Source organism: Paenibacillus sp. BJ-4, from assembly GCF_020404765.1.
Classification (GTDB): Bacteria; Bacillota; Bacilli; order Paenibacillales; family Paenibacillaceae; genus Paenibacillus.
The window spans coordinates 48,793-70,646 of the sequence record NZ_JAIVEM010000122.1; the positions used below are offsets into that span (position 1 = coordinate 48,793).

Here is a 21,854-nt window from a genome sequence, read left to right on the forward strand (position 1 = left end):
GAAGCAAATTCAGATGTCTGCCCCTATGCAGACATCTTTTTTATCAAAAAGCGCTCCCTTCCTGCGGCATGCGACCGTCAAGATGAGAAGCGCTTTTTTTGATTACACTCCAATTTATTGATTTACATTTTTCAGAACATCATCAATCATTTGGCTGTTTGCGATTGTACCTGTGTACAACCAGCTGGAATCCTTGCCAAAATCGTATACGTGGCCTTCTTTAACAGCCGGAATTCCTGCCCAGACTGGATCTTTAATAATATCATTTTTGCTCACATTTTTGCTGTTCACGATAAAGATATAATCCGCGTCCAGCTCAGCCAGTTTTTCCAGGGATAAGTTGCTCCAGTTCGCCTTGGCCGTTTTGGAAATCTCCTGTACGACCTGTGGAATCTTGAATCCCAAGTCCTTATACAATACATCACCGCTGGATAGATTCTGGTTCACCACATATACGTTTTTATCCGTTACCCACAATGCCGCAGCCGTTTTTTGTCCCACCGTCTGACTCAGCTTGGCTTTTGCTTCTGCTGCTTTTTTGTCGTAGTTGCTCAATACCTGCTTCGCTTCACTGCTCTTATTCAGCACCTCACCCATGGTCAGCAGCTCTTGACGCCAATCATTATTCATATTACTGCCTACAACATAGGTCGGAGCAATTTTGGAGTATTGATTATATTTGTCGCCTTCCACCATGCTCGCACTGTCCATAATGATCAAGTCAGGCTTGAAGCTCAAAACCGCCTCAAACGGAAGATCTGAAGCGATGGCAGGAACATCCTTCAATTCTTTTTGCAGGTATCCTTGGACCGAGTTTTTACCTACCGACCATTGAGCTACGGGTTTAACACCCAGTGCAACCAGATGATCCTCCAGATACGAAGCAATCACACGTTGAGGCTGAGCCGGAACCTTCACCTCATGCCCAAGTGCATCTTTCAGCACCCTTTCTTGTGCTGTCTGCTCCGCTGCTGTATTGTTGGTCCCTTGGCTAGTACCTTCCGTTGCCGCAGGACTGGATGTACCTGAGCAGGCGCTGAGCAGTAGGGTAAAACTAAGCAATAAAATAAATGCCATGGAATGCCTTGCGTTTCTATTCATTCGTAAAATCCCTTCATCATAGTTTTGATAATGATTATTATCCTCAGTAACAGTATGCAGGGCGCCACTTATCGAATCAATGGAACATTCGGACATGCTTAATGGATTATCCAGACGTGTATTTCTCACAAAAGCAGATGAATATAAGCTGTCCCGATAATGAACCGGAGATACACCGATATATTTTTTGAATGCCCGACTAAAGAAATAGACATCCGGGTACCCCACACTCACAGCAATATCCTGTAAAGTGGCATCCGTCTTCCGTAAAAGCTCCTTCGCCTTGTCCATCCGCAGCTGGATCAAGTACATAATCGGGCTACAATTCGTTTGTTTTTTAAATAATCGGGTCAGGTGTCTAGGACTGCATTCCAATAATCCGGCCAAACGTTCCAGCGTTATGGACTCCGCATAATGAACCTGCATAAATCGAATCGCCTGTGTCACGACATCCCGCGTAGAACTTCGAGCCTTCGGTTCCTGCAATTGCCGCATACATTCATATGCAAAATCATAGAACCGACCCTGAGCCTGAATCTTGGATAGTGCCTCTTGATCCTGCCATGCGTGCTCCAGTAGTTGCAGCTTTTGATATAGTATAACCGGATAGGGAGGTATGAAACCATGAGCTATCGAAGGATGATCATACATCGTATGTCCCGATAGTGAAGTCGCTTTATATAATATAAGGATATATTCTATCCCGGATTGCGAGGGCTTCATATTCAGTTCATAGCCTTTGCTGCCATGCACTACATATCCTGAATGTGATGTATCCTTCCAATCACCAGCCAAGCGCACGCTACCCTGCAGTACAAAAACAAAAGCATGCGCTGGAAGACGATACGGTCGAAACAGCTCTACCGATTCCAGTCGAATGTGCCGGACATCCATGACACGGATCGACGAATGGAGCCATACGGACAGAAGCTTGTTCAGCCCATCAGCTTCATGTCCCTTGCTCATCCCGGTGTGAGAATCTGTCTGCTTTTGCCGATCCTGCTTCACGTATCAAAGCCTCCGCTTCATAAATATCATACTTTTTTTCCAAACCAACCTCATTATATATCATCTTTTACTGTGTCTACCATGAGACAAATATTCCTGCGTGAAACAAGGCGAATATACCATTTCCATGGTACAATTTGTATAAATACAATATTTAAAATACATAGGAGGTTTGACAGCATGAGCGGTTCCAACATGGTATTGAGTACAGGAGCTAATGCACCTTTCGGTAAAGAGGATACAGTGCGGGTCACCATTACATGGAGGCATGCACCAGCTGAACTGGATGTTAGCTGTTTTATGGTAGGAGCAGACGGAAAGGTTTCCTCAGATGATTATTTCATTTTTTACAATCAACCTGCTGACCCGCATGGACATGTACGGTTACAGCGTCCGAACGACAAAACCACTGAGTTTACTATAGCACTCAAAGAACTGGAACGAACTGGAGTGGATAAGTGTGTGTTTGCCGCCACATTGGACGGTCCAGGTACTTTTGCCGATGTGGTCGGCTGCTCTCTTACTGCTCAAGGCAAGCAATCCCATATCACCTACAGTATCACCGAGGCTACTAGTGAGACATCGCTTGTACTGGCAGAGGTGTATCGCCATACGTCTGGTTTCAAGCTTCGCGCAGTTGGGCGTGGTTTCAACGGAGGACTGAAGCCGCTTGCCGAGGCTCATGGGGTTACCGTGGAGGAAGGGGAGCCGTCAGCAGCACCGCCGTATACTGTACAGTCCAATATATCTGATACTAGACCGAATACAGTGAATTCCAAAGCGGAGGAGGAGGCTTCCTTTCCCGGTAGCGGAAAAATTAATCTGCTTAAACAGAATGTACAAATTTCACTCAAAAAGAAGCAAATAGACCGTGAAAAAGCACGAGTAGCGGTTGTATTTGACGCTTCTGGCTCCATGTCGAAACTGTACTCTAAGGGAACCGTGCAAAAAGCCTTCGAACGTGTTCTGGCTGTAGCGGCCTGCATGGATGATGACGGTGAAATGGACGTATGGTTTTTTGCGAACAAAGCCAAACGCGCTCCAAGCGTCACAGAACGGGATTACGAGAATTACGTCAAACGAAATCTTCCCGAAATTGGATATGGAAATATAGGATTTGGTAACAATGAGCCTGAAGTGATGACGGATATCATTTTAAAATATACAAAAGAAGTACCGAATGAAACAATCCCAACCTACATTATCTTTTTCAGTGACGGTGGCGTGTATGAAACGAAAAAAATATCAAAGTTACTGATCAAGTGCTCGGGAACTCCGATTTTCTGGCAATTTGTTGGTCTTGGTAATGCCGATTACGGAGTCCTTCAAAAGTTGGATGATCTGCGCGGTCGCGTAGTGGATAATGCAGATTTTTTTGCCTTGGATGACATCGACTCCGTGACAGACGCAGAATTGTACGACCGTCTGCTGAACGAGTTCCCAGGATGGCTCAAACAGGTACGAGCTAAGGGAATATTACGGAGCTAATTCCTCGCCGCAATGCGAATACCGCGTCAGATTAACACATCTCCATGCCCCCCTGCATAATCACTTAAATATCATCAAGTAGAGCAATAAGAGGCACAATGACCGCTGATAAAGCAATCCTCAGCGAAATCATTCCGCCTCTGTCTTTCTTCAGTTTGTCCTCTATCCATTTCAATCTCCCTATCAGATCCTATTTCTTTCATTTCCTAATTGGATATTTTCATGTAGTATAAGTCTAATTGAAGTAACCCTGTTTGGGCTATGCTGAAGCTATACACTTTATAAAGGAGGATTTCAGATTGAAATCAAATGAAGCAACTTTGCACAAAAAGCTGCGCCCTAGGCATATTACCTTTATGGCTATGGGCGGAGTCATCGGAACCGGTATTTTTAAAGGAAGTACCGAAACGATTAGCTTGGCAGGACCTGGAGTTATTTTATCCTATGTCTTTGCGGGGCTTTTGCTTCTGGTCGTTATGGGCGCAATTGCCGAGATGGCCACCGTCTACCCTAACATGAATATGAAGGATTTTATTCGTAAAGCTTTTGGAGAGCGCCTTTCCTTTATCATCGGCTGGCTGTATTGCTTTATGTGGCTGGCTGTCTGTGTCATTGAGGTCATCGCAGCGGGAAGCTTTCTGCAATACTGGTTTCAGGATGTTCCCTTATGGGTACTCAGCTTAGCAAGTGCGGCCTTCATTATCATCGTCAACATGCTGAGTGTCGGAGGTTTCGGGGAGCTGGAATTTTGGCTTGCAGGGATTAAGATTGCCATGATTATCATCTTTATCGCCTTGGGTGGCTGTATATTGTTCGGCATTATCCCCACGGAAACTCCACCTTATCTGAGCAATTACGCACAGCATGGGGGATTTTTACCCAATGGCTGGCTGGCTATTTTTTCGGCACTGCTGGTAGTTACCTTTTCCTATGGAGGGTCCGAGCTCATTGGTCTGACGTTAACGGAGACCGAAAATCCGGAAAAAGTGCTGCCTAAGGTAGTTAAAAGCTTTATTTTGCGAGTTGTCTTGTTTTACACCTTGCCGATCCTCATTATTTGTGGCTTGATTCCCTGGAATCAGCTGGATGCGAATACCAGTCCGTTTGTACAGGTACTGTCTTCGGTAGGGCTTCAAGGCTCGGCCCATGTCATGAACTTTATCCTGATCACTGCCGTACTGTCTGCCGCCAATTCGGGAATTTACGGTGCTACACGCATGCTGCATTCACTGGCAATCAATGGGGAAGGGCCTAAATCACTCGCGCGGGTATCATCGAATGGAGTGCCGGTGAATAGCCTCAAATTGTGTGCTGTGATTCTGATTGTGGGCTCCATGGTTGCTTATATTGCTCAGGATGGACTGTTCCGCATTTTGATGGCCGTGCCTGGCTTTGTTGTGCTGCTCGTCTGGAGCTGTATTTGCCTGTCCCAGTTAAAGCTGCGCAAATCATATCCGATAGAGCCCAGCTTCAAAATATGGGGATTTCCTTATATCACGGCGATAACGGTCGGATGTCTGTGGGTGATTGCACTCCTGTTCCTGCTTGACCCGCAAAATCGGATCAGCATTAGCGTATGCGTGGCTTTCATGGCATTCCTAATCATTTGGTCTTTGGTGAAGTTCCGGAGAAAGCAGGCGTAAGTAGCTCATGATTCAATCGTATCTGTTTCCTGTTTCATATGCATTTCTGGCGTTCCCTTTTGCTGCGTTATTGTTTACACTGCCCTTTCTCATCGTGCAATATCGTAGACATGGCTATATTCACAAGGCTAGAGCATGGCTGCTTTACCTGATGCTTTTATACTTGATGAACGCCTTCTTTTTGGTCATTTTACCGCTTCCGTCATCGCGTCATAACCCAGCATTAGCCGGGGGAGCGTTGCAGTTAATACCCTTGCAATTCATTCACGACATTATAAGAGAAACCTCGATCTCACCCGCTCATCCCTCCAGTTATCTTCATTTACTGAAGGAACGGGCTTTCCTGCAAGTGGCTTTTAACGTCCTCATGACCGTACCTTTCGGCATGTTCTTACGTTATTATTTCCGTGCGCGATGGGGATGGTGCCTGATTCTGTCCTTTGCCCTGTCCCTCTTCTTTGAGATAACGCAGTTGTCAGGACTGTATGGATTTTTTGACCATGCGTATCGCGTGTTCGATGTAGACGATCTGATGGCTAATACATTGGGCGGTATGTTGGGCTTTCTATTGGGTGAATGGTTTTCACGTTTCCTTCCCCGCCTGGAGCATCTGGACAAGCATTTGGACATTACCACCAAGCGGGTATCCTATACGAGACGGGGCGTAGCCTTTTTCTTGGATTCTATCGTTTGGATCGGGCTACTCGGCATAATGAAGTCCTTGCATGTGTCAGCTGCTTTTTGGGTGTCCAGCGGAGTGTACTTTATGGTCGCTCCTTATCTGACGAATGGGCGAACTCCAGGGAAATGGCTGGTGCGTATTCATCTTACAGGAACCGGAAAACGAATTTCGCTGTGGGAGATCATAAAGCGCTACAGCCTATTGTACTGGTTATATTTCGGGCTTAACTATGTGCTGGCTGGTCCTGTGCTGTGGCCTCAGGTCTCTCCATGGGCAAGTGTTCTGATCAGCCTTTTATTGTTGGTGATGAACGGGTGGTTCTTTTTCCATCTCGTCATACGCCTGTTCAAGAAAGGCCCCTTATTCTATGAAGAGCTTAGTCATACTTCGCATCAGATTAGTTGGCCCAAGCACTATCACCGTCCTCAAGGTGACACCGTTAATGCTGTAGATACATCGGAAGCTCATACGGACGTCTAAGTCAGCATAAAAAAACAGGCGAAGCAAAGGAAGTTCCTTTGTCCGCCTGTTTTTATTTTATATAATAAACGATAGCTCGCAGCTCTTATTTCCACTGTGCAATTTGATCAATGGGCAAGCGTGTAGATGGATGACCTTCGTTGACACCTTTACCCATGGAAATGAGCATCACAGGAACATAACGATCTTTTTCCAGGCCAAAGGCTTCAGCAATTTTATCCTTGTCATATCCACCGATAGCGTTGGTGTCGTAGCCGTGAGCGCGAGCTACCAGCATAAGCTGCATGGATACCAAACCACCGTCAATCAGGACCGTTTCTCTGTTCACAACGGGATCAAGCGCTGCAAAGTGAGCTGCTACTTTTTCCTGTTGCATTTCTTTAATGTCTTTTGGCATATAGCCCAATTCTACAGCTTCTCCAAAAATTTGCTCAAAATAATCAAAGTTGTTCAGATCTCCGAACACCGCGATCACTGCCGAAGAGGTCTCCACTTGACGTTGGTTAAAACTTGCCAGTGGTGCCAGGGTTGCTTTGCCCTCCGGGCTGTCAATCACGAGGAAGCGCCAAGGCTGCAGGTTAATGGAAGATGGAGCGCGTGTAGCTTCCGTTAAAATCTCAGTCATTTCCTCGCGGCTGATCTTCACGGACGGGTCGTATTCTTTAATAGAACGACGTCCGAGTGCAATCTCTTTAAAATCATTCGTTTTTACAGTGTTGGATGTGCTCGTATTATTCATTCAAATCTCTCCTTGTTCCCCTGCGGGATATAATCGTTATTATGGAATTTCAGTCAGTCCATCTCGGATATGTGACCATTCATGATTCGCAGCATATCAGCTAGCTGATGCCGCTCAGCCTCGTCGAAGCTCTGGAGCAGCCGATCCACAAACTGCGAGCGCTCCTGTCTGAAGGTAATAATGCGCTCACGCCCATAATCGGTCAGGCTTACCAAGGTAACTCTGTTGTCCTCGAGCTTGGTGCGCCGTGTGACCATTGCATTCGCCTCAAGCTGCTTCAAATGGCGGGTTACGGCTGCCCCGTCGATACCAATCTCTTTTTGCAGCAGGGTTTGACTAATCTCCTCCACCTGATACAACTTGCATAACAGCTGTAATCTGGATGCGCTGATTCCTGCACAACGCTCAAACTTGCAGCTAATCTCTTTATTCAGCAGCAACAGCATGTCAAAAATAGACTCAGCCTCAGATGACGTTTGGGTGATAGCAATCCCTCCTCCCTAAAATATCGCTAGGCTTTGTGATACAACCGTTGATCCATCAACCATTGATCTATCAAGTAATATACATCCTCTTTAAAAATAAATCAAGTCCCTGAGAAAAATAAAGTAACTATTTCAAATAAAAGCTGAGCACCCCAGCAAGGGACACTCAGCTTTATTTTTATTAGCTTACTTATTCAATATACGTGTACTCACTTATTTCTACGCTAGTGTCCTAGGCTGCCGTTGAGTTAGACAATCCCATGGGACAGCATCGCGTCAGCCACACGAACAAATCCAGCGATATTCGCACCTACAACCAGATTGCCAGGCACACCGTATTCCTCAGCTGCCTTCACACTGTTAGCATAGATATTTTTCATAATATCATGCAGCTTGGCATCTACTTCCTCAAAGGTCCATGATAGGCGCATGCTGTTCTGTGACATTTCGAGCGCCGAGACCGCAACTCCACCTGCATTGGCAGCTTTGGCTGGTCCAAATAGCACTCCATTGTCCAAAAATACTTCAATCGCTTGTAGCGTGGATGGCATATTGGCACCTTCGCCCACAGCTTTTACGCCATTGCTCACCAGCAGTTGTGCTGCATGCTCGTCAATTTCGTTCTGTGTAGCGCATGGCAATGCGATATCGCATGGGATCGACCAGATTCCCGAACAGCCTTCTGTATAGATTGCGCCTGGACGCTCTTGAGTATACTCGCTAATCCGCAGACGATTCACTTCTTTAAGCTGCTTTACCAGCTTCAAATCAATGCCCTCGGGATCATAGATATAGCCATTCGAGTCACTACATGCCACGACTGTAGCACCGAGCTGCTGTGCTTTTTCAATCGCATAAATAGATACATTCCCCGAACCCGACACGACAACACGTTTTCCCTCAAAGGATGTGTCTTGGGCATGCAGCATTTCATTTACAAAATACACACAGCCATAGCCCGTCGCTTCTGTACGCGTTAGGCTGCCGCCGTAGTGAATTCCCTTACCTGTCAGGACGCCACCTTCATGTCCGCCACGTATCCGCTTGTACTGTCCGAACATGTAACCGATCTCACGCCCGCCTACTCCAATATCCCCTGCCGGAACGTCGGCATCCGGGCCGATATATTTATGCAACTCGGTCATGAAGCTTTGTGTAAAACGCATCACTTCGTTATCTGATTTCCCTTTGGGATCAAAATCGGAACCGCCTTTGCCACCGCCAATAGGAAGGCCCGTCAAAGCATTTTTGAAAATTTGCTCGAATCCCAAAAATTTGACGATCCCCAGATACACGGATGGATGGAAGCGAATTCCACCTTTATAAGGACCAATTGCACTGTTAAACTGCACGCGGAAGCCTCGATTGACCTGTACATTCCCTGCATCATCCACCCAAGGTATACGGAAGGTAATGACACGCTCCGGCTCCACCAGCCGTTCCAAAAGCCCCTGTTGCATATACTTGGGATGCTTAGCCAGCACCGGAACCAGCGAATCCAGTATTTCCTTGACGGCCTGATGGAATTCATTTTCATGAGGATTACGCGCAATTACCTTCTCAAAAACGGACTGCACATATTTGGCTGCTGCCTCTTGACTCTGCTCTGAACGGATAATGGTCACTTTTTAAATACACCCCTTTATATATTAGCCCCTCTGTTAGATGATGGAACGACTTGATCCTGCACCCGCGAGAGTGGATCTTTATGTATTCATAAAATTTAGTTAACTATACATGATTTTTTATATAAATACATCTGATTTGCTTATAAAAAATTTTTGTCTCCTTCATTAAATAACTCTATGAACCTGTCATTGCCTGTTATATTCCTACAGCGTAATCCCTTGATTTACGGGCTTTTTTCACGATTTCCAAGAGCTTCACATCTCACTCAACATGGGATAATTATGTGAACAAATTGAAACTAAATCTCAAATAAAAGCTAAGAAGCCATGCCATTTATCATTTCCACTAATCTTATTTACACACACCATATCTGGAAAATATGGAAATAACAAAAAGAGGCTGGCGCTCAGGGCGTAGCCTCTTTTCTCGTCCTGTAAAGGTGTAACTCACTCACCATTACCGAAATATTCTGTTACACATAAAAGGCTTCAAGCTCACGCACAATTTCTGCCTCGTCGTGCTCTACCACCTGTTGGTGCTGCGGCTTGGAGAACAATTGTTCAATTTGTGCCGGGAACTCCTGCTTGATGTCCACCAGACGGATCGCTTCATCGAATTTGGCCGGATGCGCTGTCGCAAAGGTCACACATACTTCGTCCGCGCCATTATACGCCTCATACGCGGCAATACCGCAAGCCGTATGCGGGTCCAGCAAATAATCGTATTCGGCTTTATACTTTTTGATCAGTTCCAGACACTGCTCATTTGAAGCACCGAGCGCTTCAAAATCCTGCTGGACCCGTTTCAAATCCTCTGCACTGATCACAATCCGTCCCTCGGTTTTGAGACTATTCATGTATTCAGATACCTTCGTCGCATCCTCTCCGAGGAAGTAGTACAGGTATCTTTCGAAGTTGCTCGCCACCTGAATGTCCATGGAAGGACTATACGTGCTTTTGAAGTCGCCTGGCTTGTATTCACCTGTTTTCACAAAGCGCTCCAAAATATTATTTTCATTGGTTGCAATGATCAGCTTATGGATCGGCAGACCCATTTTCTTCGCAAGAAAGCCGGAAAAGATATTGCCAAAGTTGCCGGATGGCACGCTGACATTGATCTTTTTCGCACCCGCAGACTCCTGCGCCCGGAAATAAGCATAGAAGTAATATACCGTCTGCGCCAAAATACGCACAAAGTTAATCGAGTTAATCGCCCGCAGATGATGTTTGGCTTTGAAGTCCAAATCTGCAAACAGGTCCTTAATGACTTTTTGACAATCGTCAAAGTTCCCTTTTACGGAAAGATTCAGTACATTTTTATCATCAACGGTCGTCATTTGCAGCTCTTGTACCTTACTCACTTTTTGATGCGGATGCAAAATACAAATTTTAATGCCTTCCTTGCCGCGCACGCCCTGAATAGCTGCCGCCCCGGTATCGCCCGAGGTTGCACCCAAAATGTGAATGATCTCATTCTGCTTTTTGGATACATAGGAATAAAATTCACCCATAAATTGCAGCGCCACATCCTTGAACGCGAACGTAGGCCCGTGGAACAGCTCCAAAATAGACAGGGAATCATTGATTTTCTTCACTGGCGTAACTTCCGGGTGACGGAAGCTCGCGTAACTGCGCTCCACCAGTTGCTCCAAATCTTCGCGAGGAATCTCATCATTGATATACAGCGCAAAAACTTCCAGCAGCAGTTCTCTGTAGCTCAATGTAGCCCATTGCTCCAGCGTAGCTACCGACACGGTCGGAATCTGCTCAGGTACCATCAGACCTCCATCGTCAGCTAACCCCATGAGCACGGTATCAATAAATCCCTTGGCTTCTACTCGACCTCTAGTGCTTATATATCTCATATACATCCCCCAATAAAAATTCAATTCGAACCTTTTTTCGAATATATTATTGTCTATAATACCCTGTCGCGGTGCTGTAACCAAGCCTTTTTTTCATATTTCAAAGACTTTCTCCTACTTTACCATACCTCGATGCATCAGGCATCTGTCATCGCTAAGCAATTAAAACGTCAGGAACAGCCCGTGAGTCTGAAAAAAGAAGGCCGCTCCAGTCATTAGGAACCTGAAATCGAGAGTGCAGCCAGCTTAAGCGAAGGCGATGTGCAGCTTCCTGTAAAACGCAAATCGTTGCCAACTTCCTCTACCTGCTGCAACACATCAAAGAAGTTGCCCGATACGGTGATCTGATTGACTGCTCTGACCACTTGCCCCTGCTCAATCCAGTATCCCAGACAAGCCAGCGAAAAGTTACCGGACGCCGTATTCGTACCCGCATGCAGCCCTTGCAACTCGACGATCATCAACCCGCGATCCGTCTTGCGAATCATGTCCTCCAACGTAGACGTGCCTGGTTCCACATACAGATTATGATACGACACACCAATTTTACCGTTATAGCTGCCCTTGGAAGCATTAGAGGTACTTTCCACCCCAGCCTTGCGGGCTGTCTTGCGGTTATGGAAATACGTCCGTAGTTCTCCGTCCTTGATGATCTCATTACGATGCGTTGCGCTGCCTTCGGCATCAAACGTACTGCCTGCGGGAACGTTCTCCATCAGCGGATCATCAATCAGCGTAATATGCTCACTTGCCACCTTTTGCCCCAGTTTCCCAGCCAATCGCGAAAAGCCTTTATCCACCGACTCCGCTGAAAATACCGACGTATACGCAGCTAGCAATTGCGCTGCTGCATCATGACGGAAAATGACCGGATAGTTATCCGATTGGATCGTGTGCGCACCCAGCTTGGAAACAGCCTCTTTTACCGCCTTATGCGCCACATCCGCAATATCGATTTCTTCCACACTTCGCAGGGAATAATCATGCCAGCCCCCGGTAACGGTCTCGTCATGGTCTACTGCAATCACATACACATAAGCGGTCGCCAGACTTTTGCGACGATGGCAGTGCAGCCCTTTGGTATTCACAATCAGGACTTCATTTTCACGAATGCTGACCGAGCAATGCCGAGCCATCACAATCCTTGAATCTGCGGCAAGCGCTGTACGTTCCATTTCTAGCGCCGCCTCGATCAGAATCTCAGGAGCCGTGTCAGCCAACGCTGCGGCATAGGCAGGCTGCTCAGGGTAACTCTCAGAGCCTGCGAACAGCTCATCCTGCTCCTCGCTTTCCAATATGTCCGCGTTGCTGCGTGCCTCTTCCAATAAAAAGTCGATCACGTCGGGTTCCAGCTTCTCTGTAGAGGCATAGCCCATTTTCCCGTTAATGACACCTCGGAAGGAAAGTCCACCGTTCTCCACGATGGTATATTGGTCAATTTCTCCCTTCAGTACCTTTACCGAGGTAGAACGTCCATTTACATAGTAGATTTCCATATCCGCGTAGCCAATTTCCCGACCTTTTGTGAACAACGCTTCCTGAAATTGCTGAATATTCATCGCCTATTCCCCCTTCCGTCCGCCGACAGTCATCTCGGACACGCGAATTGTCGGCTGTCCGCAGTTGACCGGAAGACTTCCGCTGACTGAGCCGCACATCCCCTGACCATGATCCAGATTGTTGCCGACCATATCAATATTTTGTAGGGTTTCAATCCCTTTGCCTATTAGCGTTGCGCCTTTGACCGGCTCGGCAATTTTGCCGTTGCGAATCATGTACGCCTCTTCAACCGCAAAATTAAACTCGCTGGTCGAGGTGTTCACCGAACCGCCACCTAGCGATTTGGCATAGATCCCGTACTCCGTATTGGCAATGATCTCTTCACGCGTAGAATCCCCGTTCGCAATAAACGTATTGTTCATACGGGATGCAGGCGCGAATTTATAGGATTGTCTTCGTCCCGACCCTGTCGCAGATACACCCATCTGGCGCGAGCCCATGCGGTCGATCAGATATCCTTTTAGAATACCGTTCTCGATCAGTACGTTGCGCTGTGTCGGCGCCCCTTCATCATCGATATTGAGCGAGCCCCACGCGTTCTGAATCGTTCCATCATCTATAGCCGTGACAAGCGGTGAAGCCACCTGCTGCCCGATCTTATTGGTAAACACTGAGGTTCCATGAGCCACCGCCGTAGATTCCAACCCGTGTCCACATGCTTCGTGAAAAAGAACGCCGCCGAAGCCATTCTCAATCACGACAGGCAGTCTGCCGCTAGGCGCATATCCCGCTTTGACCATCGTGGTGGCAATACGAGCGGCGTGTCTGGCATTTTCTTCGATATTCAGATTCTCTAGGAATTCAGTCCCTGCATACGCTCCCGGCCCACGGAACCCGGATTGTCTATGCTCTCCATCAGTCGCAATCGCGCTTATTCTCATGCGTGTATACGTACGGGTATCCTCCACCAGCAGCCCGTTGCTATTGGCGATCATCACGTTTTGGATTGAGTTACTAATCCCAATGGAAGTCTGCGTGATGGAAGGATCATATTGGCTTGCTGCCTCATGCGCTCGTCTCATCATGTCGATCTTGGCGCGTTTCTGTGAAGCGTCAGGAATGATCGCAATCGGATGTTGGTTAGGGATAGCATGGGGATGGAGTGTAATGGTGTGTGTACCTGGCGCTCCACCTCCGCGAATGGCCTTGGCGGCCGATTTGGCCAGTCGGATCAGGCTCTGGTCGCTCATATCACTGGTGTAGGCATACACCGAAAAGTGCTCCTTCATGATTCGAATACCAATCCCAAAATCCCGGCCTGACAGCGCCGTATCCACGACTCCCCCGGTCATGCCCAGTTGTCCATTGGTACGGTCCTCGACGAACACCTCTGCAAAATCCCCGCCCGTCTCCAGCGCGGCTTGCAGCATATCCTGAATCTGTGTTGGATGTATCATCACGTTCCTCCTCGTTTTTGCCATGTTTCGTATTGTACGTTTAAGCGATCAAGATAATATGCGGGTTCATGTTGATTTCCCATAACTTTACTATACATGATGTTGGGAGTGGGTGTAACTATTTGGGTGGCGAGTGATTTGGAAGGGAGTGAAGAGTTATGCACAGGGATGGAGGGATTGAAATGAGAAAACCCGATCAGACCGTGATGGGTCATATCGGGTTTGGCTTTTTAAAAAGGTTGTACGTGCAACTAAGGACGCTACGTGGACGGATCATTCTTCCGATCGCTGTTGCCCCCAGATTTTTTTGATTATATTTTAACAGTAAAAATCCGGGTTCAAAGGCGAACGCTCCGCTTCTTCAGAACGATTCTGTCCCCTTCGCTGCTATGCTTGGGTTTGCTTCATTTTGTTTGCCAAAATACTTTTTTTCAAACGGACCTTAAACAGTTCTCTTCGTAAATCTAGTTCCATGATATGAAGATGGTCTGCTGCTTCTTTGACCGTCTCCATGTGCAGTACGCTTGCCTTTTGAGAAATAATAGCTAGCGCATCCCAAATGAGCTTTGTGCATGTTTTAAGTCTCTCTATGTGTTCATCTTCTTGCTGTACCAAACTTTCGTATTCTTCAGCTGTATTTTTAGACGGGTTTGTAAGCTCCTCTCCCTTTTGTTGTTTCGGTTGAGTATCCAAAGTGATCATCTCCTTTTTACTCAAAGTGTAGCAAAGGATGATAACGGATGTGGTACGTGGATACGTAGCACTGAAATGATCACACTTGGGTCAGTATCTTTGACTTATTTCTTCTGGGTTTTCAGCTGGTTTAGTCCCCCAATTTCACGTTAAAATTCCTGCCCCAGACTTCACAATCACTAATGTCAGTGAAGAAATCAGCGGAAGGCGATCCTACTTCAAGAAAAAACTAGGCAGAAGCCTTGTATCACAAGAATTTTTAGAGTTTTCATTCATGATTGTACATTACTCATAAAACGTCTTAAGCTCTAATTAGAGATTTTATATCCTAGATTTATAAGATGCTTAAGATATAAATGAGGTAATACAAACTTGGCATTGACTTGTATCCAATTATCTAAACTACCTGTATAACTTTGAGGTATTCTTTTAACTAACGCAAGAGCCACTGTCCTAGTAATTCCTTTTGAAATGAGCTCTAATCCTCTAGGGTTATCCGTCCCCATTTCTATCATATTACATAGATTGAGGATATATTTATGTGTTTCTATATCCTCTTCACTCATAAAATGTTTTAGAATATCTGACCACAGCTTAAAGTACTTTACCATCAGGAATCTAACATTTTTGTTAATACTCTTAGTTACTCTCCTTACAGCTGAATCCACTCTATTTACCACATCTTCTTCAGTAACTCCTTCAAGTTCTCTTTCAATCAATACTTTATACGATGAACCCCTGATCCAAGGAACTGTATCTCTAACTATTTGCCTAATAGTATAAGTCGAGTAATTGCTATTATTATTAGCTTCAGAAACTATATCAAAAATATTATTCAATGCTTCAGCGACATGTTCAAATTGTCCATAAAAGTTTCTTTCTTCAAAAGCCACTTCTCTTTGTTCTTGTGCACTTGTGATATCCTTTGTATTAAAAGGTAAGGCAGTAATTAACCATTTATTTAATCCATTTTGTGCAATATCTCTAAAAAACTTATCTTGTAAAAGAGGGTCAACTAAGGGATTTAGAGCAAGTAATTCTTTAGGTATAATTATTGATGCTTCATTTTGTTTCAGTTGTGAAATGATAACCTTTGAATCAGCTTCATCTACTTTCCTGGTAGTTAAGTATTCTTGTAGTTCATTTTTATCTTGAATAAGTTTGTGTCGAAGTATGCTAATGGTGTATGCGATTCCTTCATTAGCTTTTATATATTTGGGATCCATCATTAATGCAATTTTTAAGTCATCTAAATTTTCAGTCAAAGCTTTACCAGTTGCTGAAATTATTTCTTTAGAAAAATCATTAGTAAGTTTTTCTTTGGCCCATGGTTCTTCATCTAATTCAATACAATAAATTGAACCATATAAATGCTCGGACATTCTTCCTGCTCTACCTATTAGATTACCAAAATCAAAATCACTTAGGTCACTATTCGCTGTCTTTGGTTTAATAAGGAATATCTTTTTTGCAGGTAAATTAACTCCTTCTAGTAAAGTAGATGTACATACCAAATTTAGTATATCACTACTATTTGAATAAATATCCTCTATCTCAGTCCTAGCTATGTCAGGAAGACCAGAGTGATGGAAAGCGACACCATTCTTAAGACACCTAATCAACGAATATTTTTCATGCACTTCCTCTGAAAGATAAGCTATTAATTCATTAATACGTTCATCTAATATTTCCTTAACGACATTTTTTCCGTTTTCCGAAATTTTTATCGCCCAATTTTCGGCAGTATCTGTACGATGTGAGTAAATTATATTCTTGCTGTCATTTCCGAATATGTTAACTATGTGTGCTAGTGCTTCACCTGGGTTATTTTTAATCTTAGAGAATAAACTAGACATAGTTTTAACATTCAAGTCAATTATTCGTCCAGAAGGACTTACTATACTTGCTTTCAATGCCTTTTTATTTTGTTTAGATGCACTGATAACTGTCTTAAGCTGGAATACAGGTGACAAAGTGGTCATCTGTGGAGTAACACTTTCTACTTTTAGTTCTAATAATAAGTTTTCAGATCGTTCCAAATAAGGGCCTGCGGTTACTAGCTTTGCATTTGGCCATCGAGTGTATAATTCTTTTAGGATATATTCAAGTAAAATCCCTCTTGAGCCTTTTTCAACATTTTGGATTTCATCAATAAAAATCACATCAATTTCTGTACTTGATGCAGAATTTGAACTTAGCTCAAGTAGTTTTAAACATCTCTCTGGTGTAACTACTATTATTTCTTTTTTTGAAATCTCGTTATCATCATTCCCAAATCCAGTTCTAACAACTATTCCTTCATCCTTAAGATTTCTTTTGAAACTTGCGCTAACTTGATATATTAGAGCTCTAGAAGGTACTATATATACTGCTCTAAATGATTTTGATATGTGGCTTTTATTAATTATATAATTTTGAATAATATAAGATTTCCCTGAAGAAGTTGGTGCAGATATTGAAATGTTATTTTTTTCATTATGCAGGGCCTCCCACAATCTTTTTTGGAATCTCGTAGTAACAAATCCATGGTCAGCGATGTTTATTATTGAATTGTATCTTTGCAATCCCACCTCAAAATCTAAAAGTGTACTAAATGAATTCGAGAAGTTATCTTCATCAAATAATCCTGCCAAATGCTTGCCTAAAGGTATATTACCTGTTCTTGATTGTGTCAAATAGCAATTTCGTAGAAAGAGATCATCATTATTTTGCAGATAACAAAGTGTTGAGAAATTAAGAGCTTTTTGTTGATGTGATTCTTCAGAACTTAAAGAAAGTATTGAACACAACCAATTGGCTTTTCTAAGCTTTTCTTGGGGAATCTCAATTAGTGACTCCGGAATATTATTATCCAAAAAAAATTGATTTTGAATAAGAATATCAAGAGTTTCGTCCAAAGTAAGATGATTAAAAGCAGAATTAAAGGTATTACTGTTCATCCTTAATCCCTCCCACTTTTTTCTTTAGTCTTTGCAGTTGGGTTTTGAGGGATATAGGCAACTCCGTGAATAGCCTGGTACATAGTATGTCTAAGTTGCTTGACACTTGTTGTAGGTAAGAAGAAAAATTCAAGAAATACTGTCTTTACTTTTGAATGATTCAGAATTTTCGATTGGATATTCCGCATTAATTCTGGAATTCTTTTTCTCATTCTGTCACTTAAGCGAGACTCCCCATCTAAATTACCAGAGCAAGCAACTTCAATATCACCGATATAGCTATCTTCATAAATAATAAGTATGGGATGGACTAAGTTATTGTTTTTATACGTTTCTGTTTTTGGAGTAAAGCTATCGTATAAATAATCCAGTTGTTCTGGTGTTAAGTCCTGTCTAAGTATCTGGCTTGCAATAATCAATTCGTGTTGGAATTGAGAAGTGGTTTCTAAATTGGAATGAAATCTTTCAATTGAACCAAGTGCGTGTGTTATTGCAGTTGTAGCTTCAATTTCAATCTTTGATTCACCAATAAAAAGAGAATTAATACCGTTGTATTCCCCAAAAAATATCCCATCACCACCTTTTACTTGATCACGTGTGTTTGTTAATAGAGTCATTTTATGCGCAACCATGGGAGCTTGTAAAACCGATTCAGTCAACATATATAGCAATAACTCTCCATACTTTCCGTCATTTTCAGGATTCGTATCACCAAAATAACTCATTGCACGTCTATAGACATCTATTCCATCAGTCTCAAAGCGTCTGATCTCTTCAGGCGGAAATACAAATTGTTTAATATGATCAATAATACCATCAATAAAGCCCATAATTTGGTATTGAGTTCCGCTAAATTTCAAGCTATAACTTCTCACATTAATTTTTGCATCTGTGTGTAGCTCATGACTGTTAAGATATGATTTAATCCAATTATCAGAGATTCTGGTACACTCAGCCCAATTTAGGTTCATCAAATCACCTCTAGTTTTTGTTATAAATTCGACCAGTAATACATTGTGTTCCCAATAGGACTGAAATTTTTAATAGTCTGAAAACTTCTCCTATAGTCACAGAGACAAGTAAGATACCGAAAAAATATTTCCAGTGCAAACCTATATATTAAAGCAAATAGCAAGGCCACCTATAATAAATAGCCTCTCAATACATAAGCAACTTGTCTGCTTTTCTGCATAATATTTTCTTGCCAACTGTTTTTACCTCAATGGAATGCTTCAACTTATATAAAAGGACTATATACCCAAGCCCAAGGAAATGCCTCAGCCCATTATTCTACTAAATCCTGTATAAATCTTCTTTATTTCTTACACTATAGCATATTCATGGGGATATATGGAACCAAAAAAAGCCCTTGAATAATACCAAGGACCTAATTTGAAGCATATGGAATTCTTTTGAAATTTTAATTTAATCCCGACTAATGAGGCTTACTTAAAAAGTTCTATACCACCACCGTAGACGCCATTCGTAAATGGACGGGTCGTGAGGGATGTTCCTCCAGCTTTCTGTCTAGAAGAGTGTGGACGATCCAGGTAAGCTGGTTAGCATCGCGAAGTCTCTATACTTCGCAGCTCTCACGAGTATTCATGCCCGAAGAGGCTCCATATCAATCGCTCTTACAACCTAAATAAAAACATCTTTAACCACGCAGTATAGTGAAGAGCTGTAATTCTTTGAGTCAAGATAATTTCCTTCTCTCAATAAGCAAAAGAGCAATATACACGACTAATACGCCAGCGAAAAGATAATCATAGTACATTTTGTATGTATTTAAGTCGAATTTATAGTATCCAGAGATAAGGCTCCCCGTAGTATAGCCCATAAATAATAAAGAAAATGCATAATTTAAGGGTCTACTAATAATGTGCTTCCACCGTTCATCTTTTCCTTCTCTAAGCAAAAAAATAAAATTTATTAGTACCCCTACCAAAATAATAACACTTATTAAAATACTCATTGTATTATTCCTCCTCGTTTTCTTCATAGGCTGCAAAATGAAATACTTCAGTAATTTCTTTTTTAAATACATATGCTATAGCAAATGCAAGCTCAAGCGAAGGAACAAACTTATTGTTCTCAATTGCGGCAATCGTTTGTCTAGTTACACCTAGTTCTTTGGCTAGGTCTGTTTGGGTCCACCTCCGTTCAGCACGAAGTAAATAAACTTGGTTGCTGATATCGCCAAATGCAAACATGAATTCTCCCCCTTTCAATATTTATAGTATTATATGAATAACAAATTGTAAAGTATACATAACATTTAGAACAGTTAATAAAACAAATTGTAATTAAAATCATACAAAAAACCTCCTATCAAAGGAGGTTCCAAAATTTATCTTCATTATTAATCGGAAGAAGCATTCTCCCTATAGTTCAATTCCTCCAACTTCTTGTATGTCTTATGTATTTAATCCCGCATTCAATCCTAATGCTATTTTTAGAATGTAGGAACATATTCAAATTACCCTCAATCCCTCGTGCATTACTGCCTTCTTATCTCGATATATTACTACCACGCACTCCACGTGTGTCGAGATGATGGAAAGAATATAGTTAGATCGGAAAATAGCATGTCTATCCAAAAGAATAGAATCATTGATTAATCGGGGCTGTTCTCTAAACATATGCGGTCGATGACTACAATCCGAGGCAATCAGATAACGTGAGTCTCTGACAAGCGAGCATAAATCCTTTAGCTGCCCTTCTGTAGCGAAATCATCATGTTCACCAGCAAAGTTGAATACCAACTTCTACAAGAAAGGTTATTTTCATTTACACATAGTTCTTGATGCTACCGTCTAAACTTATTGAGAAGGAAATTCCTAATCAAAACTATTATAACTTCTGGTAGAAACACAATAAACATAAATAGGGGTATGATGAGTGGTAAATTTGCAATGAAAACTTCTGCCCCCTGCCCCCCCTCAATCCAAAACCAAATTGGTACTGATATAATCCATAACAATGCATTAGAAATGATTAAATATCGAAGGTTTTTCCAAAGAAAACAAAACAATACTGCAATGACTGATGGTATCCCCCATGAAACTATCTTAGCACCATTACTTAATACCACAAATGCCGTAATAGGATAGAGTATTACTATTAATATCTGAACCAATCTATTATTATAAAAATTCAATTTTTCATCTCCCTCCTCTTATTTCAACAAACTCTCTTTTAGGATAATCATACATTATTTTTCCATTTACTTCCAGCATTATTTGTGTATAATTAAGTATTGTATTTAAATTTATGGTAAATGGCGGTGTATTATGAAAAAATTAAAGATTTTTTACCTGCTCTACTAATACTTCTCTTCTTTACTTCTTTTCTTGGTGTAACTTCTGTAAGTGCCTCTGAAGTTAATCCTTCTGTAAGTGCTTCTGAGGCCACATATGGCTTTGCGCCATCAGCGTTAGATCCAGATTCAACCTATCCAGGAACCAATATTAGAGTCAGGGTAGGAGATGTGCTTTATTCATCAAAAGCATTAGGCGGAAGTGCAATGCTTGTCGGACATGTTGGAATTATTGGACCTGATTATATGGTTTATCATGTAAATGCCGTAAATGATGATCAAGGAGAAGGTGGAAAAAGGGATACCATTTCTTATTACCAAACGAGGCATAAGGCTGGTGAATCAATCGCTGTCTATAGAGCGACTCATGGCCGTAACGCAGCTTATTGCCCACAAAACAATTACTCTTCGGTAACAAGTTACCATATACCTTGGGCAAATTGGGATAACTATCAACTTAAAACTATGAACTCTAATTACTGCTCTAAATTTATTTGGCAAGCATTCTATTTTGGAAACTATAACACAGACTTTATTATGGGTTATTATGAACCAAATAAAGAAGCTATTGTAACTCCAGGTCAAGTGATTAATAGTAATGATCTTACGTATGTGGGTTCGTTCAATAGTCGTAACTAAAACATAAATATGCATATTCAAAGCAAACGAAAAAACGTATTTAGTCGAGTAAACTAAATACGTTTTTTTGTTTACACAGCTATTCGACCAGGTAAGTAATGAAAGTATTGATAATAACAGCCACTGTACACAACTTAACCCCCTCTCATTTCTCCTACTTCCAAAAATACACATAGTAAATACACCAA

The 21,854-nt window shown here is 42.6% G+C and carries 18 protein-coding genes; 6 read left to right on the plus strand and 12 right to left on the minus strand.

The genetic code is table 11. From position 1 onward, the window contains the following. Positions 1–114: 114 nt before the first annotated feature. Positions 115–2,109 (minus strand): ABC transporter substrate-binding protein, encoded by a 1,995-nt coding sequence (locus tag LCF57_RS18505; RefSeq protein WP_226002012.1) that lies wholly within the window; start codon positions 2,107–2,109, stop codon positions 115–117. Positions 2,110–2,289: 180 nt separating this feature from the next. Here LCF57_RS18505 and LCF57_RS18510 point away from each other — a divergent pair, with 180 nt between their 5' ends. From LCF57_RS18510 to LCF57_RS18520, 3 genes are all read left to right on the plus strand, one after another. Beyond that, complete coding sequence (locus LCF57_RS18510) at positions 2,290–3,597, plus strand: VWA domain-containing protein (RefSeq protein ID WP_226002013.1); 1,308 nt, start codon at positions 2,290–2,292, stop codon at positions 3,595–3,597. A 299-nt stretch (positions 3,598–3,896) separates the two neighbouring features. Next, entirely contained in the window at positions 3,897–5,240 is a 1,344-nt protein-coding gene (locus LCF57_RS18515) for an amino acid permease (protein ID WP_226002014.1), read from the plus strand. A gap of 7 nt (positions 5,241–5,247) precedes the next feature. After that, positions 5,248–6,402, plus strand: coding sequence for a VanZ family protein (locus LCF57_RS18520; protein WP_226002015.1), 1,155 nt, complete (start codon positions 5,248–5,250; stop codon positions 6,400–6,402). A gap of 85 nt (positions 6,403–6,487) precedes the next feature. Here the strand turns inward: LCF57_RS18520 and LCF57_RS18525 are convergent, their stop codons facing one another. The 6 genes from LCF57_RS18525 to LCF57_RS18550 form a co-directional block, all read right to left on the minus strand. Further along, positions 6,488–7,141, minus strand: coding sequence for a nitroreductase family protein (locus LCF57_RS18525; protein ID WP_226002016.1), 654 nt, complete (start codon positions 7,139–7,141; stop codon positions 6,488–6,490). Between the two features lie 53 nt (positions 7,142–7,194). Further along, on the minus strand, positions 7,195–7,587 hold the full coding sequence (locus LCF57_RS18530) for a MarR family winged helix-turn-helix transcriptional regulator (RefSeq protein ID WP_226002017.1): 393 nt from the start codon (positions 7,585–7,587) through the stop codon (positions 7,195–7,197). A gap of 287 nt (positions 7,588–7,874) precedes the next feature. Then, complete coding sequence (gene gdhA / locus LCF57_RS18535) at positions 7,875–9,251, minus strand: NADP-specific glutamate dehydrogenase (RefSeq protein WP_226002018.1); 1,377 nt, start codon at positions 9,249–9,251, stop codon at positions 7,875–7,877. 476 nt (positions 9,252–9,727) lie between these two features. Continuing rightward, positions 9,728–11,119 (minus strand): threonine synthase, encoded by a 1,392-nt coding sequence (gene thrC, locus LCF57_RS18540; RefSeq protein ID WP_226002019.1) that lies wholly within the window; start codon positions 11,117–11,119, stop codon positions 9,728–9,730. A 215-nt stretch (positions 11,120–11,334) separates the two neighbouring features. Next, the gene (locus LCF57_RS18545) at positions 11,335–12,678 is read right to left on the minus strand and encodes a TldD/PmbA family protein (RefSeq protein ID WP_226002020.1); all 1,344 of its coding nucleotides are present in this window, start codon (positions 12,676–12,678) and stop codon (positions 11,335–11,337) included. Between the two features lie 3 nt (positions 12,679–12,681). Continuing rightward, positions 12,682–14,076 (minus strand): TldD/PmbA family protein, encoded by a 1,395-nt coding sequence (locus LCF57_RS18550; protein WP_226002021.1) that lies wholly within the window; start codon positions 14,074–14,076, stop codon positions 12,682–12,684. A gap of 182 nt (positions 14,077–14,258) precedes the next feature. On the opposite strand from LCF57_RS18550, the gene LCF57_RS27665 reads away from it, so the two are divergent. After that, positions 14,259–14,387, plus strand: a complete 129-nt coding sequence (locus LCF57_RS27665) for a hypothetical protein (RefSeq protein ID WP_264083700.1) — start codon at positions 14,259–14,261, stop codon at positions 14,385–14,387. A 76-nt stretch (positions 14,388–14,463) separates the two neighbouring features. On the opposite strand, the gene LCF57_RS18555 is transcribed toward LCF57_RS27665, so the two are convergent. From LCF57_RS18555 to LCF57_RS18575, 5 genes are all read right to left on the minus strand, one after another. Continuing rightward, a complete protein-coding gene (locus LCF57_RS18555) occupies positions 14,464–14,769 on the minus strand; it encodes a hypothetical protein (RefSeq protein WP_226002022.1) in 306 nt (101 codons plus the stop codon). A 308-nt stretch (positions 14,770–15,077) separates the two neighbouring features. Continuing rightward, a complete protein-coding gene (locus LCF57_RS18560; RefSeq protein WP_226002023.1) occupies positions 15,078–17,708 on the minus strand; it encodes a DEAD/DEAH box helicase in 2,631 nt (876 codons plus the stop codon). Positions 17,709–17,710: 2 nt separating this feature from the next. Beyond that, positions 17,711–18,679 carry a DUF1837 domain-containing protein gene (locus LCF57_RS18565; protein ID WP_226002024.1) on the minus strand — a complete coding sequence of 323 codons (969 nt, stop codon included), beginning with the start codon at positions 18,677–18,679 and terminating at the stop codon, positions 17,711–17,713. Positions 18,680–19,404: 725 nt separating this feature from the next. Continuing rightward, complete coding sequence (locus LCF57_RS18570; RefSeq protein ID WP_220030008.1) at positions 19,405–19,683, minus strand: hypothetical protein; 279 nt, start codon at positions 19,681–19,683, stop codon at positions 19,405–19,407. A 4-nt stretch (positions 19,684–19,687) separates the two neighbouring features. Then, entirely contained in the window at positions 19,688–19,921 is a 234-nt protein-coding gene (locus tag LCF57_RS18575) for a helix-turn-helix transcriptional regulator (protein WP_152380531.1), read from the minus strand. A 684-nt stretch (positions 19,922–20,605) separates the two neighbouring features. Between LCF57_RS18575 and LCF57_RS18580 the strand changes: the two genes are divergently transcribed. Both LCF57_RS18580 and LCF57_RS18585 read left to right on the plus strand, forming a co-directional pair. Continuing rightward, the gene (locus LCF57_RS18580) at positions 20,606–20,821 is read left to right on the plus strand and encodes a hypothetical protein (protein WP_226002025.1); all 216 of its coding nucleotides are present in this window, start codon (positions 20,606–20,608) and stop codon (positions 20,819–20,821) included. A 167-nt stretch (positions 20,822–20,988) separates the two neighbouring features. Beyond that, on the plus strand, positions 20,989–21,666 hold the full coding sequence (locus tag LCF57_RS18585) for a hypothetical protein (RefSeq protein ID WP_226002026.1): 678 nt from the start codon (positions 20,989–20,991) through the stop codon (positions 21,664–21,666). The last annotated feature ends 188 nt before the right edge of the window (positions 21,667–21,854 follow it).

Excerpts from the sequence above, each read along its gene's own strand:
- LCF57_RS18510 (WP_226002013.1), top strand. The coding sequence starts at position 2,290 with ATGAGCGGTTCCAACATGGTATTGAGTACAGGAGCTAATGCACCTTTC.
- LCF57_RS18520 (WP_226002015.1), top strand. The coding sequence starts at position 5,248 with ATGATTCAATCGTATCTGTTTCCTGTTTCATATGCATTTCTGGCGTTC.
- LCF57_RS18525 (WP_226002016.1), bottom strand. The coding sequence starts at position 7,141 with ATGAATAATACGAGCACATCCAACACTGTAAAAACGAATGATTTTAAA.
- LCF57_RS18530 (WP_226002017.1), bottom strand. The coding sequence starts at position 7,587 with ATGCTGTTGCTGCTGAATAAAGAGATTAGCTGCAAGTTTGAGCGTTGT.
- thrC (WP_226002019.1), bottom strand. The coding sequence starts at position 11,119 with ATGAGATATATAAGCACTAGAGGTCGAGTAGAAGCCAAGGGATTTATT.
- LCF57_RS18545 (WP_226002020.1), bottom strand. The coding sequence starts at position 12,678 with ATGAATATTCAGCAATTTCAGGAAGCGTTGTTCACAAAAGGTCGGGAA.
- LCF57_RS18550 (WP_226002021.1), bottom strand. The coding sequence starts at position 14,076 with ATGATACATCCAACACAGATTCAGGATATGCTGCAAGCCGCGCTGGAG.
- LCF57_RS27665 (WP_264083700.1), top strand. The coding sequence starts at position 14,259 with ATGAGAAAACCCGATCAGACCGTGATGGGTCATATCGGGTTTGGCTTT.
- LCF57_RS18560 (WP_226002023.1), bottom strand. The coding sequence starts at position 17,708 with ATGAACAGTAATACCTTTAATTCTGCTTTTAATCATCTTACTTTGGAC.
- LCF57_RS18565 (WP_226002024.1), bottom strand. The coding sequence starts at position 18,679 with ATGAACCTAAATTGGGCTGAGTGTACCAGAATCTCTGATAATTGGATT.
- LCF57_RS18570 (WP_220030008.1), bottom strand. The coding sequence starts at position 19,683 with ATGAGTATTTTAATAAGTGTTATTATTTTGGTAGGGGTACTAATAAAT.
- LCF57_RS18575 (WP_152380531.1), bottom strand. The coding sequence starts at position 19,921 with ATGTTTGCATTTGGCGATATCAGCAACCAAGTTTATTTACTTCGTGCT.
- LCF57_RS18580 (WP_226002025.1), top strand. The coding sequence starts at position 20,606 with ATGAGTGGTAAATTTGCAATGAAAACTTCTGCCCCCTGCCCCCCCTCA.
- LCF57_RS18585 (WP_226002026.1), top strand. The coding sequence starts at position 20,989 with ATGGCGGTGTATTATGAAAAAATTAAAGATTTTTTACCTGCTCTACTA.